We start from the raw sequence: 18,018 nt of genomic DNA, 5'->3' as shown, positions 1-18,018 counted from the left end.
TTTAAAGTCTATTTTACCGTCCACGTCACACCATCTTTGCCATCCTTCACAACAATTCCGGCTTCAGCCAAACGATCTCTAATTTTATCTGATGTACTCCAATCCTTGTTTTCACGGGCATCTTTACGCATATCCAAAACCAGGTCCATAACGGTTGTTAATGCACTATCCGAAGAAGCCTTTTCGATTGTCAAACCAAGTACGTCAAACACAAATCCGGTAAATTCCTTCGTCAACAATTCCAAATCACTTTTCGTTATCGTTGCTTTTCCTTCTGAAATCGTATTGATGTATTTCACGGCTTCAAATAAACCTGCCACGAGCATGGGTGCATTGAAATCATCGTTCATTGCCCTATACAATGAATCCACCAACCCTTGCACATCCTGAGAGGAACTTTCTTTTGCTTCCAGCGACCCCAATTTTTCATAGGCTTCAGACAATCGAACGAACCCTTTTTCAGCGGCATTCAACGAATCCGGAGTGAAGTCCAGGGTACTGCGGTAGTGCGCCTGCATCATGCAAAAACGGATCACCTGCGGAGAATACGGTTTGTCGAAAACATCAGTTGTTCCATCCACTATTTCCTTCGGCAGGAAATAATTTCCCAGTGACTTGGACATTTTCTGCCCGTTCACATTCAACATATTGGCGTGCATCCAGTAATTCGCTGGACTTATTCCCACTGAACCACAGCTCTGGGCAATTTCATCTTCGTGATGCGGAAATTTTAAATCCATTCCACCACCGTGAATATCAAACCGATCACCCAAATACTTGGTGCTCATAGCAGTACATTCAATGTGCCATCCCGGATTTCCGTCGCCCCAGGGAGAACGCCAGATCTGCATATCATCCGGATTTGCCTTTTTCCACAAAGCAAAATCCGCAAAAAACCGTTTTTCTTCCTGTGCGTTCAACTCCCGTGTTTCTTCTGCCAATTCATCCACTTTGCGACCACTCAAGATTCCGTATTCAAACTTTTCTCCGTAAGCGCGCACATCAAAATACACTGACCCGTTCACCACGTATGCGAATCCGTTCTCAATGATTTTCTCGATCACCTCGATTTGTTCCTGGATATGTGCTGTAGCTGTCGGCTCAATGGATGGAGGAAGCAGGTTGTATATGCGCTGCAAATCCTGGAATTTCACATTGTATTTGTATACAATTTCCAGGGACTGAACCTGTTCCATACGTGCAGCTTTCCCAATAGAATCAACAGCTTCACCGGCTGAATTTGTGATGTGTCCGGCATCTGTAATATTTCGGACATACTTTACCTGGTAACCCACAAACATCAAATAGCGGTAGATCAAATCGAAATTGATGAATGTGCGCATGTTACCCATGTGCGGTTCGCTATAGAGTGTCGGCCCACAAACGTACAATCCAACTTTTCCATCGATAATGGGTTTAAAGACTTCTTTTTCACCCGAAAGGCTGTTGTAAATCTGAAGTTTGGAATGTGAGCTCATTGCTGTTATCTGTTTAAAAAAAATTCGTTGTGCGAAGATAATGAGAATCGTTGACTTCAGCTTCCCAAACATTTTATTTATACTTTAGCCGGGCATGAATACTGAATCTCAAAAAAGTAAACTGGGTTTCCTGGACGGCGTGCGCGGAGTGGCTATGCTGATTGTGGTTCTGCATCATTTCGGGCTGGCCTTCTTTCCTGCTATTAACTATTTGAACCCGGAGAAAATCCATTTGGGGAACGGGACAACTGAATTACTCATCGCAAAAACTCCCTTGAATATATTCTTTAATGGTGGGTTTGCCGTTTCCATTTTCTTTGTTTTGAGTGGGTTTGTGCTCAGCTATAAGTTTCACTTTTCGGGAAGTCAGAAGCTTTTAAGGACTTACGCAGCCAAGCGTTACTTCCGGTTATTTCTCCCTGTCGCTGTAATAATTATCATCAGTTACGTGATGAACTTATGCGGACTTTTTCCTTCCCAGCACACAGGAGGTATTACAAAATCAGAGGATTGGCTCACGAACCTTTTTGCCGGAATGAAAGGTCCCGGTGATATGATCAGGAATGTATTCATCGATGTATTTCTCAATAATGACAACCGGTACAATGCGGTTCTGTGGACCATGACTATTGAATTCCTGGGATCCTTGCTGCTGTTTTCCTTTTTGGCATTAACCGGTGATCATAAAAAAACGATCCTGCTTCACATTCTTGTTGCAACTCTCATTCTCTTCACAGACAAAAAGTTTTATGCTGCCTTTATACTCGGATCATTGATCAGTCGCCTTTTTGTCTATGCATTCTCTTTCCCGAAAGGAATAAAAGGCAGTTGTATCAAATGGTTGCTTTTGCTGGCAGGTATCTATTTCAGTTCTTTCCCACAAGGTTTCTTCACCCAGCAAAGCATGTGGAAGTACATAGACTGGAGCTGGACGAGCAGCTATGATCTTTTCCATGTACTGGGAGCTTTCTGCATCTTGTTCGTTATTTGCTTTGACAAAAATTTCATTCGTTTCTTTTCATTGAGACCGTTTCTCTATCTGGGGAAAATCTCCTTCTCTTTTTATTTGGTTCATTTAACCATCCTGTGTTCATTAGGATGCTACATTTTCCTCGAGTTATGGAAACCCGGAAGTTATTTTATTCCATTCCTGGTTGCATTTGGCAGTTGCATGGCGGTGTCATTCCTGATTTCGCATTTCTATTACCAATGGATTGATAAAAGCAGCATTCGCTTCTCAGAAAAAATAGGAAAATGGATCACGAAAGGAGATCGATCAGAATAAAAAATCCCGGTCGAATTTTCATCAACCGGGTTTACGCAGTAGTAATTTAGACTGTGTGGTGTCTATTGCCTTCGCTGTAGCTCTTCCCCTTTGCGTAACCGCTTTGGTGGAACAAGGTCAGCGTAAGCGTTGGGGTTCTTGTTCTTGCAATTAAATCAATTTTAAACTCCCACTTTCTCTATCTATGACGGAGAAAAATCATGAAGCGTTGTTTAACGCTTGTGAAATATCTGAAATAATATCTTCATAATGTTCTACACCGACCGATAAACGGACAAGAGATGCAGATATTTTCATTGCTTCCTTCACATCTTGCGGTACATCAGCATGTGTCATCGTAGCAGGATGCTCTGCCAAACTTTCCGTACTTCCCAAACTCACCGCTAATTTAATCAGTTTCAGATTATTCAGGAAATTAAATGCTTCTTTTTCTCCACCAACAACATCAAAGGCGATCATAGCCCCGCTGGATGTGTACTGTTCGGCATAAATACGCTTTTCATTTTCATTTCCTTGCTCGGGAATAAATCCAAGGTAGTATACCCGGCTTACTTTTGGATGAGATCGCAGGAAATTAGCGACTTCCACTGCATTTCTGGCCTGTTCTTCCATCCGAACTTTCAAGGTTTCCAGGCTGCGCATTAATAGCCAACCGGTCCACGGTCCTGCCATGTTACCAAGGAATGTGCGCAACCCTTTAATCCGTGCCATCAGTTCCTTAGATCCCAAACAAGCTCCGGCAATTACATCCGAATGTCCGCCAATGTATTTGGTGGCAGAATACAAGACCAAATCGGCCCCGTGTTTTAACGGGTGTTGCCACAATGGCCCCATGTAGGTATTATCCACAGATAATACAACGGATGTTTCCGAAGTAGTATACCGATTTTTAATCGCCACGCACATTTGGATGTCGATGAGTGCATTGGTTGGATTGGCCGGTGTTTCAATATGAATCATCCGCAAGCGATCTGCCTTCCCGGTAGCTTCAATCCGGGCAATAATCGTATCAAAATCCTCATCGGCGCGAAACCCGACTGAGTCAATATTCATTTTCTTCAGGAAGTGATTGATAAAATGGTCTGTACCACCATACACCGGGCGCGAATAAAGCAACAAATCGCCCGGAGACAAAAACTCCATTAATGCGGTTGAAATTGCAGACATTCCGCTTTCAAAAACGGCACAGTCTTCTGCTTCATCCCATAAACACAAGCGATTTTCGAGAATCTCCAAATCCGGGTTATTCAGGCGTGAATAAATCAATCCCAACTCCTCATTCTCTCCTTTTTCACGAATCCCATAAGCTACTTCGAAAAATGCCTTTCCTTCTTCAGCTGTATTGAATACAAAGGTTGAAGTCTGGAAAATCGGACACTTGATAGCCCCCTCCGAAAGAGCGGGTTTGTACCCGTAGCTCATCATTAAACTTTCCGGTTTCATTAAGAATTTTATACGTTAATATCTCCTCTAAGTAAATCAAATTTTTGCCTCATTTCCTATTCGAAGAATATTATTCTGTATTTTTAAAAAAACTATTTATTCTATTCCTTTATTTAACAAATTAAGGACAAAAGACAGAAATATTTTCTCAATCGAACACGGTATCATGGTATTAGACGCTATAGACAAGCAAATTATCAACTTGCTCCGGGAAAATGGCAAGATGAACAACAAAGAGGTCGCAGGAAAAATCGGGCTTTCAGTTACGCCAACTTTTGAACGAATTAAGCGTTTGGAGCGCATAGGCGTTATCCAGGGTTACACGGCATTAATCAACCGGAAGGCTATAGGCAGAGACCTGAAAGTGATTTGCCAGGTAAGCCTGAAAAGTCATGAAAAAGAGGGGATCGATGTTTTTGAAAGCGCCATTCGGGAACTTCCGGAAGTCAGCCATGCCTATCACGTAGCCGGTGCAACAGATTATATGCTCACAATTGAAGTAGCGAATATGGAAGTTTACCAGGATTTCCTGAAGAACCAATTGGCACGTATTCCACATATCGGACAGGTAAACAGCAGCTTCGTGATGTCGGAACTGAAATAAATGCAAAGCCGGTTGGATGTTATTTGCATGATTATGAAAATTAACGTTAAAAGATCGCGCTTCTTTTCAAATAGCAGGATTTTTTGGTTACATTTATTAGGAACACATAAAAACAATGTATCATGTCAAGTAACACAGGAAATATTATCGTCGCGCTTCTTGCAGGTGCTGTGGTTGGTGCAGGTATCGGAATTTTACTTGCACCTGATAAAGGATCTGTAACACGCCAAAAATTGAAAGATAATTTAGGCAAGGGAACGGATAACCTATTGGACAAATACCATGAATTAGCTCACTTGCTTCATCGTAAAGGAGAAGATGTGGGAGAGTTTCTGGATCAGGCCATTTCAAGCGGACTCCATGAAAAAGATGAATTAATTTCACTTTTAGAAGAAAAATTAGAACTTTTGAAAGGATCGGCAAAAAAAGCAACAGCTAAATAAGATGGCATTCGAAGAACTAAAAGAAAGCACTCAAAAGATTCAGGAAGAAACCAAAGCTTACGTAGAAAGCACGGTTCAATACTATAAACTTTGGGGATTTCAGTTTGTTATGAAATCAACCCGAACGATTGTCAAGCTGTTTGTGATTGGTTTCTTCCTGATGATTGCTTTTCTTTTCGGCTCCATTGCTGCTGCTATGGCCATTGGAGACGCTTTGAACAGCATGGCCCTGGGCTTTTTGATCATTGCAGGTGCTTATTTTGTCATAGTTATTTTAATTCTCTTCCTGCGGCTTAAATTCATTGAACGCCCTATTCTAAGGACATTTTCTAAACTATTTTTTAACGATTGATGGAAAGAAAGCAGAAAATATACTCTTCTTTTGAAGAAATCGAGCTGGACCTTCAAATCCTGAAGGTACAACGTGAAATCCATGCACAGAAAATCAAACTGAACCTCGAAAAAACGGGTGAGAACCTCCAACCTATCAATCTGCTTCAGGACTATATCGGGGAATCCAATCGCAACACTTTCTCGCTGATCGAACAGGTAATCAAGCTGATTTTACAGTTTGTGATCAAACCGTTTAAAGAATAAACGGTACTTTCGGAGTACTAAATTCATTCCATGAAAAAAGTATTCTTTCTTGATACCGTGCATCCGGTTCTTTCCGAACGACTTATTCAAAGCGGTGAATATGAATGTATAGAAGCTCATGACTGGACAAGAGAACAGTGTGAAAGCTTACTGACAAATGCTCATGGTTTAGTGATCCGTTCGCGATTCACCATGGACGAATCTTTCTTACAGCATATTCCCAACCTTCAATTCATAGCCCGTTCGGGTGCAGGAATGGAAAACATTGACGAAAACTACTGTGCCGAACGTGGAATTCAGCTTTACAACGCGCCGGAAGGGAATCGAAACGCTGTTGCAGAACATGCCTTAGGGATGCTTTTATCTATGATGAACAAAATCCATACGGCGAACAGAGATGTGAAAAACGGAATTTGGGACCGCGAAGGAAACAGAGGAGTCGAATTGGATGGAAAAACCGTCGGAATTATTGGATTTGGGAACAACGGAAAAGCTTTTGCAAAAAAATTACGGGGTTTCGACATCACCTTACTTGCTTATGACAAATACAAAACAGGTTTTGGAGATGACTTTGTGATCGAAGCAACACTGGAAGCATTGCTCAGAAAATCGGATGTCATCTCTTTTCACATTCCTCAAAATGAGGAAACGCTCTTTTTCGCCAACCAGGAGTTCTTTGACGCTTTGGGGAAACCTATTTACCTGTTGAATCTTTCACGTGGAAAAATAGTTGAAACTAAATCATTAATTGAATCTATTCTCAAGGGAACAACAATAGCAGCCGGTCTTGATGTGAATGAATTTGAAAAAAATTCGTTTGAACAGTTCTTTGATGAGGAGCAACATGAATCCTTGAAATTCTTACTGGAATCCGACAGAATTTTGCTGACCCCGCATGTTGGAGGCTGGACAACAGAAAGCTACTATAAACTTAGTTCTGTTTTAGCCGACAAAATATTGGATATTGAAGATTAACCAACTCAATCAATTGTAAATCTTAATGATTGCTTGTTTATTTTCAAGTGTTACTTTAATAATTAACTGTTGATTTTTTGGCAGATCAGACACCTTCAACTGATTTATTCGTTCGTTTTTTATCAGCCACTTTCCGGACAGATCCAAAACCTCAAAATCTGCTTCCCTCCCATCCCTTACTTTCAAAACTCCTTCTTTCCATTCCAGAAAAGAATCGTCTTTCAGATCCGTAAGTCCATTTGTTGAAGGGGTAACAATAAATTCGTAGCTGATCGTCTGAACAATAGCCGGATTGTATGGATCATAAACATCAAAGTAACAAATTCCATGTCCGGGCGTTCCATTCAGCATCGCTCCGATAATAAGCTTCGTTGCAAACGACTGATTCGCCAACAATGCAAAATCAGCACTATCACCTACCTGCACATTGGGATGGAAAACCGTTTGATCATCCATTAAAATTTCCCATTCCGCGGGAATATTGTCAAAATGAGTTGCTTTCCATCGGAGAGTTGTGTCTACGGGGCAATCCGAAAACACCTCAATATACCAATGGGCAGGAGATTGAGTCGTTGTTTTCACCAACAAAGCCGAAGTATCGGACACATGGAACACCTGTGCCCAGGAACCAAGAGACGAAACAAGGCCAAGAGATAGAATCAAATTCTTCATAATCAAAACAAAAAAAGCCATTCGCCGTAGCGAACAGCTTACTCAAAAGTATTCAAAAAACTATTTCAAACTACATTTTGTTTCATTATAAACCGACATTCCCCCATACGCGAAACTTCCTTCGGAATTCAAGTCATCACACTTCTTCTTGGCTTTGGCTTTCGTTTCATTGAAAGTAAAGGTATTCGTTGTTTGCATTGAACCATTTGTATAGTACTCGCAATAACATTCGTGATCTTTCTTGCAAGAAGCCAGGATCACAACAAACAGGATTCCAACAGATAATTTTTTCATAGGTAGTATTATTAATGCAGCAAATTTATCATTATTAATCAATTAACAGAAAAAGGGGAATCCGGTGTACCGGATTTTTTCAACAGGTGAAAACAAGAAATGCATTTTCAAGAAGCCGGTAACTCAATTGAACCTTTTCCGATTCAAAATCAATCACCAATTCATCTGCTGAAATACTGATAAGCGTGACTTCTTCTTTCAAATCCGGGATCTGACCTTCTTTCAATTTATAAAACGCTTCTTTCGCTCCCCAAATCAAATGAAGTGCATGCTCATCTTCGGAAAACGGAAGTTCACGTTCATTCCGAAAATAATCCTGGCCCTGTTTCAACCTGGATGAAAAGGTCTGAATATCGATTCCAACAGGTTCGAAGCCGACACTTAGGGCAAACCATCCTTTGGCATGTGATACGGATAAGAACAATTCCGGTTTTTGTAAAAAATATGGCTGACCAGTCGCTTTATAACCGATTTCAAAGTCATCGTAACCCAATTCCTGCAGCAAGGTCTGGACACCACCTTTTTCAACAGCACGCTTATTTATTCCGTCTGCTATACGCTGATCGTAATCTTCCTGCTTGAAATAAGCAACCGTAGAATTCGGATTGTTAATAATGCTTATCATCGTCTGTCGGGTTGAAATCACAGAGATTTCCCCTCAAAAATAGCGTATATTTGTACTCAATTATTCAATGCGCGTGATCAAAACCGTTTTAAAATACCTATTCCGTCTTATTTGGATCCCGACGGAAATTCTTTTCGCCTTTGTTTTTGTGTTGTTCACAATCGTTTTGTTCAATGCCCAAATCGATACTCCGGAGGTTCCTGATATTCACATAGGAGAACGAAAACAGGTTGGGAAAGACCATTATGTATTGGGGAACTCGTACCTAAAAAAGAACCAATACGGTGTATGGGAAATGTACCTGGAGGGCGAACCTTATGAAAGAGGTGTTATCTATGGAAAACTCGCCAAAGAACTGGTCCAGGAACAAGAGGATATATTTGTCGGGCAAATCAATCATTTTCTGCCGAATAAATTGTGGAGACATGTCATTAAACTGATGGTCGGATTCTTCAACAGCGATCTGCCGGAAAATATTCCACTTGAAAACCAGCAGGAGATTTACGGGATCTCATTGGCATTCTCTGATCGTTACGATTACATCGCTTCAAAATACACCCGCATTCTAAATTATCACGCTGCACACGATATCGGTCATGCTTTGAATGACTACAGCGTGGTGGGTTGTACCTCTTTTGTCGTAAAAGGGCAAAAAAGTGAAAACGAGGAATTATTAGTCGGAAGAAACTTTGATTTCTATGTAGGCGACGATTTTGCGAAGAATAAACTGATCATTTTTGTCAATCCGAGCAAAGGATACAAATTCACGTCGTATTCCTGGGCAGGATTCACCGGTGTGGCATCGGGAATGAATGAAAAAGGTCTTACAGTGACCATCAATGCATCCAAATCGGATTTACCGACGAGTTCCAAAATGCCTATTTCCCTGCTTGCACGTGAAATTCTTCAATATGCAAAGAACATCGATGAAGCAATAACCATTGCCAAAAAACGGCACACCTTTGTCTCCGAAACCTTGATGGTCTCTTCAGCAGCCGACGGAAAAGCCGTGTTGATTGAAAAATCGCCTAAGAAAATGGGCGTGTATGAGAGCAAAACAGATGTGCTGGTTTGCGCAAATCATTATCAGTCAGCTGTTTTCAAAAAAGACAAAGTAAACGAAAAGAATATTGCTCAAAGTGATTCCAAATACCGTTTCGACCGTATGAACCATTTATTGGGAGGATCACGGACATTGAATAAATACGATGCTGCTTCTATCCTGAGAGATCAGTATGGCTCATTAGACGGGAAGTTCGCAGATACGCTTGGAATGGGAAATCCGAGAGCAATCAATCAATTACAAGCCCATCACAGTGTTGTCATGCAACCTGAAAGCAGGATGTACTTTGTTTCCAGTTCGGATTACCAACTGGGAACCTTCCTGGGGTATGATCTGACGAAAACATTCCAAACGAAACACATCCAACTGGTTGACACCATTCCGCAAGACGCTTTCCTCACCTCTGACGCATACCGAAAATTCAAAGCATTCAAAACGGTGAAACAGCAAATCTCAGCTTATTTGATGTTCGATCAGAACCTGGCTCTCTCTCCAAAAGAGGTCGCTGAATTTGTTGCAAACAATTCGGAGTCTTATGTCACTTATGAACAATTAGGAAAATACTTCCAAAAGAAAAAACAATTCAACAGAGCCGTCCATTTTTATCAGGTGGCACTCACCAAACGGGTCGCTTCGCCTCAAATCGAAGAAGAATTGCGAAATCTGATTAAAGCATGTCGAAAAAATGGAAAATAGCCCGATACCAGAGCAAGTTGTGAATGCGATTCATTACGCAGCAAAACATGCTCCATTTTATCAAAAGCATTTCTCAACACGTCCGTTTGAGGAGTTAACCACAAAAAGTTTTCGAGCGCTTCCCTTTACCACTAAAGAAGATTTGTCGCAAAACAACCGCGATTTTTTATGTGTCCCTTCCGATCAAATTGCAGAATATGTAACCACTTCGGGCACTTCGGGCAAACCGGTGACCATTTATCTTACCAAGAACGATTTGCGCCGTTTGGCAAAAAACGAAAAGGAATCATTTGAACTGACAGGAGCAAAAGCGGGAGATTTATTCCAGCTGATGACTACCATCGACAAGCAATTCATGGCTGGTTTGGCTTATTACCTGGGCGTTCAGGAATTAAATGCAGGAATGATCCGCATTGGTCCCGGAGTACCGGCCTTACAATGGAATTCGATCCTGGAGAACAAACCGACTATTTTGATAGCAGTGCCGAGCTTTTTAGTGAACCTCATTGACTATGCAAAACAAAACGGCATTGACGTCAACCAGACTTCTGTCCGCGCTGCGATTTGCATCGGCGAACCTATCCGGGAGGAGGATCTTTCCGAAAATGTACTTGCCAGACGCATTCATGCCGATTGGAACATAGAATTGTTCTCTACTTACGCTTCAACGGAAATGGGAGCCGCTTTTACGGAATGTACCGCTCATCAGGGCGGTCATCTGAACGAAGACCTTATTTACCTGGAAGTGCTGGACGATGACGGAAATGCTGTATCTCACGGCGAAAAAGGTGAAATTGTGATCACCACTTTGGAAACGGAAGGAACTCCACTTATCCGTTATAAAACCGGCGATGTGGCACGGATTTATAGTGAACCATGCAGTTGCGGCAGAACATCTCCGCGTATCGGACCAATTTTAGGTCGCAAAAATCAAATGATCAAGTTTAAAGGAACGACCATTTTCCCTCCTTCGATCTACGAAATCTTTGACAGCAGGTCCGAAATCAGTTGTTATAAAATCGAAGTGGCGAAGGATTATTTGGGCCACGATACCATTACGATCTTATTGGAAAACCGGATCGAACATTCCCCGGTGATGAATCAGATTATTGAAGACTGCAAAGCCAAATTGCGCGTGGTACCACATTTTGTTTTCCTGGAAACAGATTACCTGAGAAGTCAGGTATTTAAGAACCACATGCGGAAACCGGAAAAGATCGTTTTCAAATAAAATGAGTAGGGCCGGAAAATTTTCCGACCCCTACCTGTATCTTTCAAAACGATTTCGTTTCAATTACATCTTCACAATGTGTGCCACCGCATTTACCAATGTGCTGTGTTTTTTTACGAACGGGTTCGTTTCATCCCAAACATACCCTGCCAATACAGAACAAATTTGCTGTCTGATCGTTTCATCGATCTTTTCACTGAAGAAAATATCTCCCAATGTTCCTTCATACCATGCAAGTACGTATGTTCTGAATACATCAATTCCCTTTTTCAAAACTACACTGTAATCCTTCTCCCAATCAACCTGTTCGCCATTCAATTGCTTTGCAACCAGCGCTGCGGCTTTATACCCGGAAGAAATCGCCAATGTTACTCCCGAACTGAAGATTGGATCCAGGAATTCGGTACTGTTTCCGCATAAAACATATCCTTCTCCGTAAACCTGCTTCACTGACACGGCATAATTAACGATCAAACGCGGTTCGAACATAAATTCAACCCCGTCGTAACGTCCGTTCAACCCGGGGAATTCAGCCACTTTTTGTTTGAAGAGCTTTCCTCCGTCTGCATAACATTCCTCTACAAAATCCTTGTCTCCTACAATTCCAACAGACGCCGTTCCATCCGAAAAAGGAATAGACCAGATCCACGCGGTATTGTCATTGAAGGCATGCACGAAAATATTTCTTCCGTCTTCAGGAGTTCTCCTGGTATCATCCAAATGTGCGAATACAGCTCCACGCGGAGGCGTTGCAACCGGGACTTCCAGATTAAACATTTGCGGAAGTACCCGTCCGTATCCGCTTGCATCCATTACAAAACGGCAATGAACTTCATGAATATCTCCGTTTGCATCACGGTAAGTTACCACTTGTGTGGCAGCAGAGGTTTTTACATCCGTTACCTCCGCCTGGAATTCCACTTCCGCACCTTGTTTTTCAACTTCTTTAATCAATGCATGATCAAAATCCGCACGTTTCACCTGGAATGTGTAAGACCACCCATCTGAAAACTGGTTTTCAAACAGGAAGTCACAGCGTTCTCCGTCGTGGAAAAAACACGCTCCTGTTTTGACCTGGAACTTCAAAGCTTCCACCGCCGGAAGAAGGTTCAATTCATCCAGATAATCCATGCTGTGTGGCAATAAGCTTTCACCAATAACAAACCGGGGGAATTGCATCTTTTCCAAAACCAAAACCTTTAAACCCTCCTTGATTAATTTAGAGGAAGCTACAGACCCCGCCGGACCTGCACCAATTACAACAACATCAACTTCTTTAGTCATACATTTTGATTTTTTCTATTATTTGCTTATTGTTTACAAAATTAAAAGATGTTACAAGAGCACCAATGGTAGCACCTAAAATTCCGTGAAAAATGATATTCTGACCGGTCAAAAACAAATTCGGAATGTGTGTTTTGGTATTGATTTGTGTCTTGTGGGTATGTTTGAAATCCTTTTGTATCCCATACATAGAGCCATCCGGTGTAGATACATAATCTCTGTAAGTAATGGGAGTGGAAGAATAGCTGCTTCTGATTTTAGACCTGATCCCGGGAAAACGTTCTTCGATCCGGTTCAGAATTCGCTCCTCACACATTTTCTTAAATGCTTCATAGGCTTCTTCACGTGTTCCTTCTTTCACAACAGTGCGTACGGATGTCTCCCATGCTCTGAATTCGTTAAAATCCAGGTAACACATCACTGAAATGGATTCGGCATATTCCTTCGTGTTTTTAGAAACCTGCGCCGAAGTAAACGTCATCTGCGGCCATGCATCCGAAAAACGGAATTCTTCTTCCCAAATATTATCCGTATAATAATCGTAGTAATTCGAATTGAAATAAGGAACGGTGTTTTCGTGAAGGGATAAATAGATCATGAACGATGCAATCGTATTGGGAAGTGCGTTAACACGGTTCGCGTAGGCTGCCTTAAAATGGTGTCTTCCCAACAGCTTGATTGTTTCTTTGGGATGCAGGTTGGAAATCACGAAATCACACTCAAACACTGATCCGTCCGAACAACTAAGCGATCGGATTTTACCCGATTCATCGAAACTTGCACCGACAACTTCTTTTCTCCTCAAGACTTCACCACCGTTCTCGGCAATTTTTTTCATTAGCAACTTGGCGATCTGAGAACCTCCGTTTACAAACCGGTAACTCCCTTTTATAAAACTATTCAGGATCAGCGCAACGACATAAAACGGCGTTACTCCTTTCAATCCGGCGTATAGTGGCCCGGAACCTAAAATGACCTTGATCAAGTCTTCATTATCCGTCAAACTCGCCAAATGCTCCCAGGCTCCAACTTCCAGCAATTCTGTGTGCTCCACGTAATTTATTTCCGATTCCAGTTCGATGTTGTAGAGTGGAAAATAGGTACAATACAGTTGAAGCTGCTCTACAATCTTATCAATGTCCACGGAGTTATCAGGAAAAGCAGCTTTAAGCTGGTTTGCAAAGTTCCCGTATCCGATTCCATGACTCGCAGTAACCCCATTTGCCAAACGGACAATATCGAATGCTTTTTCATCCAGTCGCTTCATTTCCAGGTCATCGTAGATCTCCAGATACTTGAAAATACGGTAGAGATTCTCTCCTTTATCCAGTCCGCCAACATAATGAACGCCCGTATCAAAAACCTTTTTGTCCCGGCTGAAAACTTGTAAGGATCCGCCTATCTGGTGATTTTTCTCCAGGACCCGGACATGATAACCGTGTTTAGCCAGTATCAGACCGCTTACCAAACCGCCGATACCACTACCGATTACTATTATTTTCTGTCCTGAGTTCAACTTAAAGTCTTTTAAGAATCATCAATACATTCGATGTCTTTGATGAATGTTCAATCAATTCGAAACCAAATCCGTTTTCCTTTGCAAAGCGCTCAATTTCTTTAGCAGACAGGAACGACAAGTCATTGGTCGTTTTATTAAATTTAAACCATTTGGTGGAAAGGATTTCCGTTAATTTGGTGTTTTTCAGCCTGTCCTGGAACTCAACAATTCCATCACGGATCACAATAATTCCATCCGGTCCCAATTGCGCCTGCACTCTTTTCAATAAATCCAGCTGTTCTCCCGGGCGCAGGTAATGAATCACGTCATTAAAGAAATAAACATCCGCTTCCGGCAGGTCCCATGAGCGAATGTCTGCTGTCTGGAAACTTAAACGGTCCGATTTCTTGATACAGTTATCCGCAACTGCAATTTTGTCTTCATCGTAATCCATTCCAACAATGGTCCTGGAAGGGTCGAAATAATGAAGGAAAACAGAAAGGTAACCATAACCACAGCCCACATCAACAATGTGTTTCCTGGAATCGATCAACCCATTATAAAAATCAAAGTTTTTTCGTTCCATTGCCCATTTTACCCGGACATACCACTCCAAAACCGGACCTTTTAGCAGGTAATTTTCGATTACTTTTCGTGTATAAAACGAAGTCGTTGCGTATTCCCTTCTGAATTGCAGCATTTCAGCGCGCATAATCTTCACGGCGCGTTTCGAAAATTCACTGTACGATTCCCCTTCCAATGCATTCAGCCTGTCCAATGGTTTTACCAGGATCTGGCCCTGATTAATCATTAAATCGTTCTTCGGGTTGACCTCGTGATTACCCAATATAAGCAAGGGTTGGATCGGGATATTGAGTTCTTTGGAAATGTAAAACGCTCCTTTATGAAAACGTTTGATTTCTCCGTCGCTGCTTCTCGTTCCTTCCGGGAAAATGACAATCGAATAACCCTGATCAATGCGGTTCTTCACCTCATCCAGGTTCCCTTCCGCTCCTTCTTCCGCAAACAAATAACCGCCATAGCGGATAAACGGTGCGAAAATCGGAGAGTTGTATACCCATTTCTTCACCATGATGATCGTCTTCGGATGAAGCATCAATACCACCAGGATATCCAAAAAAGAGGTGTGATTTGGAATAATAACACTCGGATTTTTATAGTCCAGCTTGTGCTGGTCAACTACTTTTTTCTTTACATGAACGCCTGCATACAGGGTTGATTTAGCCAGTTTTGAAATGCAAAAATTTAAAATGTTCCGTTTGTGAATCCGTTTCATCGGCGTTGGAATCAAAATGAAAATCAGCAAGATATTCAGGATCAAACTTCCAACAAAGAAGTAGAAGAACAGCAATAAACTATAAATGAAGTAGAAAAAAGTAATCGGTCCTCGGCCTTTTTTCTTTCTGTTCAGGACAAAAAAGTTGTAAACGCGCGGTTGCACATATAACGTAATGAGCATAATGGACCCGATTCCGATCACACTGATTGCTCCGATGGAATGAATGGCCGGGTGCTTTGCAAAAATAAGCACGCCCGTTCCGATTATCGTAGCAATACCGGAAAGAATAATCCCCGATTGGGTAGATTTCAATGAATTGATACCTGTTCTGGCTTGCTGGATTAATCCGTCGGTAGTGAAAATACTGAAGTCGTCTCCCAATCCGAAAATGAAGGTTGCAACAATGATGTTGATAAAATTGAACGGAATATCAAAGATACTTGCAATTCCCAGGATCCAAATCCAGCCCAAAACCATCGGGAAAAAGGCAAACAGCGTCAGTTCGATCCTTCCGTAAATAACAAGCAAAGAAAAGAAAACTAATAAGGATGAAAACAGGAACAGGTAATCAAAATCCTGTTTGACCACATTCAGCATCGATTTTGCCATTTCTGAAATATCCAGTACAAAAATTCCGTCGATCTTTTTCAACTGCTCTTTTACCAGCTCTTGCTTGTCTTTCTTAACCGTAATTGAAGTGACATACGTATGCAGTCCATGATCTTCCGAAACGAACTTACTGAGACCGATTTCCTTTACCAGTTGTTCCCCTTCCTGCTGATTGAAAGAAAGGGATTCCGTGGAATTAAAGAAGGGTTGAAAACCTGCCGGATTCAATCCGTATGAAGGAGAAAGTTCTTTGATTTCTTGTATCGCCTCCCGATTTTCATTCCAGAAATCAGACCAACGCTTTTCAGATTCCTTCAATGTCTGACCGGAAGGAAGGTAAGGAGCCAAGGAAACAAATTCAGAGATCCCGTTTTGCTCTTTGGTCGCGATAAAAGTCTTGTAAACCGCATCGTTTTGAGAACGTGCTTTTTCCATCGTCGGAGCGGAGGAAAAAACAAACAATTTCTTGTCCGTGTTCGGGTTGATCCCCGTATAAAATTTCTCTTTTTGTTTTAATTCCGGAGTATGAAAAGAAAGATTGTTCATATCCGAGTCAAAATTTACATCGGTTGACTTGTATAAAAACACCAGGGAAACCAGGGATATCAACAAAAAAGAAACTCGAATAAACGTTTTATTTAGTTTATAATTATTTTTATAGTTTCTGTTGTCCTTGATTTGAATGTGCAGACTTTCGATCAGTACAGGAAGAAATAATAAGGTAAAAAGTACCGATCCGGATAAGGTACACAGTGCAATTAATCCAAAATTCTGAAGTACCACCGAATTGGTAAAAAGCAATGCAGAAAGCGCCGCAATGGTTGTGAAACTTCCCAACATCATCGGCGAACTGATCTCCTTTACCGTCTTTACCACACTTCCCAAATGTTTCAGATGTGTAAAGAAATGGAAGGAATAGTCTAATACAATTCCAAGCAAAACAGATGAAGTAGCCAATGAAATAGCGGAAATTTCCGGATGCAGGTAACCGACCAGTCCGGCACCGCTTAAAATTCCGAAAAACCCGGGAAGCAGGAAATAAAACGGGGCCAGGATGCTCCTGTAATAAAACACGAGTAAGAGCAAAATGGCTGAAATGCTGATCACAGAAGTTAAAAACGTATCGTACTTTACTTGTTTCGCGTTTTCAACAGCAATTTGGAAGGTTCCGAAATAATCAAAATTCAATCCCTTTTCCTTTGCCTTTGCTTTTTTGAAATGTTCCAACCGATCGGCAAATGCTCCCAGTTTCTTGGTGTCTTTCTGATTCAGGTCAATTGTCCCGAAGAAAAAGGCATACTGTTCATCCCGAGAATAAACCACTCCTACCTTCACCACATAATTACCGGAATCGGTATTCGGATTCAATTGCTTCAATTGACCATACAACAACCCCAACGGATCGTTTGCTGCTAATTTGCTGATAAAAAAGGCATTGGATCCGGTTAACAGGCTTGCTGTTCTTTTCAATCCGGTTGCAATGGAATCCGGTTGCAGTTTCTCCTGAAGCAGCTCATAATCCTGGTCGGTCAGGTTCCGAACTGAACTTTTTTGCAGAAAAGCAATCAAAGCACCTTCATCGACGGGCTTGACAACTTCAATATCCTTTAACTCTTTTGGAAATCGTTTCTCAAGATCCGCTTTCAGTTGTTCTAATTTCTCCAGCGTTAGTTCTTCATCCTCCTGGGCTTTTATAGAGAAGACGACCTGCTTATTCAGTTTGTTCTTCTGAACAATGTCATTAAATTTTTTAAATTCTTTGCCCTGTGGGAAAATGGCGTATAAATCCTCGTTTATCTTTAACTTGGAGACTCCGTATAGTAAAAAACCCAGCACAAGCGTGAAGCTTCCCCAAAAAACAAGTCTTTTTTTAAGAAAAAATTCAACTATTCGCGCGCAAATTTGACCGATCATTCGTGTT

Annotated in this window: 16 protein-coding genes; 8 read left to right on the top strand and 8 right to left on the bottom strand. The window is 41.5% G+C overall.

Annotated features, from left to right (window positions below):
* Nucleotides 1-8 precede the first annotated feature (8 nt).
* Complete coding sequence (gene cysS, locus FO442_RS04840) at nt 9-1,478, bottom strand: cysteine--tRNA ligase (RefSeq protein WP_144332026.1); 1,470 nt, start codon at nt 1,476-1,478, stop codon at nt 9-11.
* A 94-nt stretch (nt 1,479-1,572) separates the two neighbouring features.
* On the opposite strand from cysS, the gene FO442_RS04835 reads away from it, so the two are divergent.
* Entirely contained in the window at nt 1,573-2,763 is a 1,191-nt protein-coding gene (locus tag FO442_RS04835; protein WP_144332025.1) for an acyltransferase family protein, read from the top strand.
* A gap of 198 nt (nt 2,764-2,961) precedes the next feature.
* Here FO442_RS04835 and FO442_RS04830 read toward each other — a convergent pair whose 3' ends face one another.
* A complete protein-coding gene (locus tag FO442_RS04830) occupies nt 2,962-4,206 on the bottom strand; it encodes a cystathionine gamma-synthase family protein (protein ID WP_144332024.1) in 1,245 nt (414 codons plus the stop codon).
* A gap of 166 nt (nt 4,207-4,372) precedes the next feature.
* On the opposite strand from FO442_RS04830, the gene FO442_RS04825 reads away from it, so the two are divergent.
* The 5 genes from FO442_RS04825 to FO442_RS04805 all read left to right on the top strand — a co-directional run bounded on the left by FO442_RS04825 (nt 4,373) and on the right by FO442_RS04805 (nt 6,825).
* A complete protein-coding gene (locus FO442_RS04825) occupies nt 4,373-4,810 on the top strand; it encodes an Lrp/AsnC family transcriptional regulator (RefSeq protein WP_246073815.1) in 438 nt (145 codons plus the stop codon).
* 122 nt (nt 4,811-4,932) lie between these two features.
* Nucleotides 4,933-5,253, top strand: coding sequence for a YtxH domain-containing protein (locus FO442_RS04820; protein WP_144332022.1), 321 nt, complete (start codon nt 4,933-4,935; stop codon nt 5,251-5,253).
* A 1-nt stretch (nt 5,254) separates the two neighbouring features.
* On the top strand, nt 5,255-5,605 hold the full coding sequence (locus FO442_RS04815; RefSeq protein ID WP_144332021.1) for a competence protein: 351 nt from the start codon (nt 5,255-5,257) through the stop codon (nt 5,603-5,605).
* Nucleotides 5,605-5,850, top strand: a complete 246-nt coding sequence (locus FO442_RS04810; protein ID WP_144332020.1) for a DUF6327 family protein — start codon at nt 5,605-5,607, stop codon at nt 5,848-5,850. Before FO442_RS04815 ends, FO442_RS04810 begins: the two co-directional genes overlap by 1 nt.
* A gap of 30 nt (nt 5,851-5,880) precedes the next feature.
* Nucleotides 5,881-6,825 carry an NAD(P)-dependent oxidoreductase gene (locus FO442_RS04805; RefSeq protein WP_144332019.1) on the top strand — a complete coding sequence of 315 codons (945 nt, stop codon included), beginning with the start codon at nt 5,881-5,883 and terminating at the stop codon, nt 6,823-6,825.
* A 9-nt stretch (nt 6,826-6,834) separates the two neighbouring features.
* Here FO442_RS04805 and FO442_RS04800 read toward each other — a convergent pair whose 3' ends face one another.
* From FO442_RS04800 to FO442_RS04790, 3 genes are all read right to left on the bottom strand, one after another.
* Complete coding sequence (locus tag FO442_RS04800) at nt 6,835-7,497, bottom strand: hypothetical protein (protein WP_144332018.1); 663 nt, start codon at nt 7,495-7,497, stop codon at nt 6,835-6,837.
* Nucleotides 7,498-7,557: 60 nt separating this feature from the next.
* On the bottom strand, nt 7,558-7,791 hold the full coding sequence (locus FO442_RS04795) for a hypothetical protein (protein WP_144332017.1): 234 nt from the start codon (nt 7,789-7,791) through the stop codon (nt 7,558-7,560).
* A gap of 79 nt (nt 7,792-7,870) precedes the next feature.
* A complete protein-coding gene (locus tag FO442_RS04790; protein ID WP_144332016.1) occupies nt 7,871-8,416 on the bottom strand; it encodes a 4'-phosphopantetheinyl transferase family protein in 546 nt (181 codons plus the stop codon).
* 67 nt (nt 8,417-8,483) lie between these two features.
* On the opposite strand from FO442_RS04790, the gene FO442_RS04785 reads away from it, so the two are divergent.
* Nucleotides 8,484-10,175 carry a C45 family autoproteolytic acyltransferase/hydrolase gene (locus FO442_RS04785; RefSeq protein ID WP_246073814.1) on the top strand — a complete coding sequence of 564 codons (1,692 nt, stop codon included), beginning with the start codon at nt 8,484-8,486 and terminating at the stop codon, nt 10,173-10,175.
* Nucleotides 10,165-11,406: a flexirubin biosynthesis putative acyl-CoA ligase FlxY gene (gene flxY, locus FO442_RS04780; RefSeq protein ID WP_144332015.1), complete on the top strand. Its 1,242-nt coding sequence runs from the start codon at nt 10,165-10,167 to the stop codon at nt 11,404-11,406. Before FO442_RS04785 ends, flxY begins: the two co-directional genes overlap by 11 nt.
* Nucleotides 11,407-11,469: 63 nt before the next feature.
* Here flxY and FO442_RS04775 read toward each other — a convergent pair whose 3' ends face one another.
* Genes FO442_RS04775 through FO442_RS04765 form a run of 3 tightly spaced genes read right to left on the bottom strand, consistent with a single transcriptional unit; the run spans nt 11,470 to nt 17,933 of the window.
* The gene (locus FO442_RS04775) at nt 11,470-12,690 is read right to left on the bottom strand and encodes an NAD(P)/FAD-dependent oxidoreductase (protein ID WP_144332014.1); all 1,221 of its coding nucleotides are present in this window, start codon (nt 12,688-12,690) and stop codon (nt 11,470-11,472) included.
* Nucleotides 12,683-14,206, bottom strand: a complete 1,524-nt coding sequence (locus FO442_RS04770; RefSeq protein WP_144332013.1) for a phytoene desaturase family protein — start codon at nt 14,204-14,206, stop codon at nt 12,683-12,685. Before FO442_RS04770 ends, FO442_RS04775 begins: the two co-directional genes overlap by 8 nt.
* 1 nt (nt 14,207) lies before the next feature.
* Nucleotides 14,208-17,933 (bottom strand): trifunctional MMPL family transporter/lysophospholipid acyltransferase/class I SAM-dependent methyltransferase, encoded by a 3,726-nt coding sequence (locus FO442_RS04765; RefSeq protein ID WP_186279905.1) that lies wholly within the window; start codon nt 17,931-17,933, stop codon nt 14,208-14,210.
* Nucleotides 17,934-18,018: the final 85 nt, after the last annotated feature.

The sequence above is a fragment of the Fluviicola chungangensis genome, from assembly GCF_007558725.1.
GTDB classification, from domain to species: domain Bacteria; phylum Bacteroidota; class Bacteroidia; order Flavobacteriales_D; family Crocinitomicaceae; genus Fluviicola; species Fluviicola chungangensis.
Note: the sequence above shows the minus strand (reverse complement) of the source record. Positions and strands in the feature narration are given on the sequence as shown.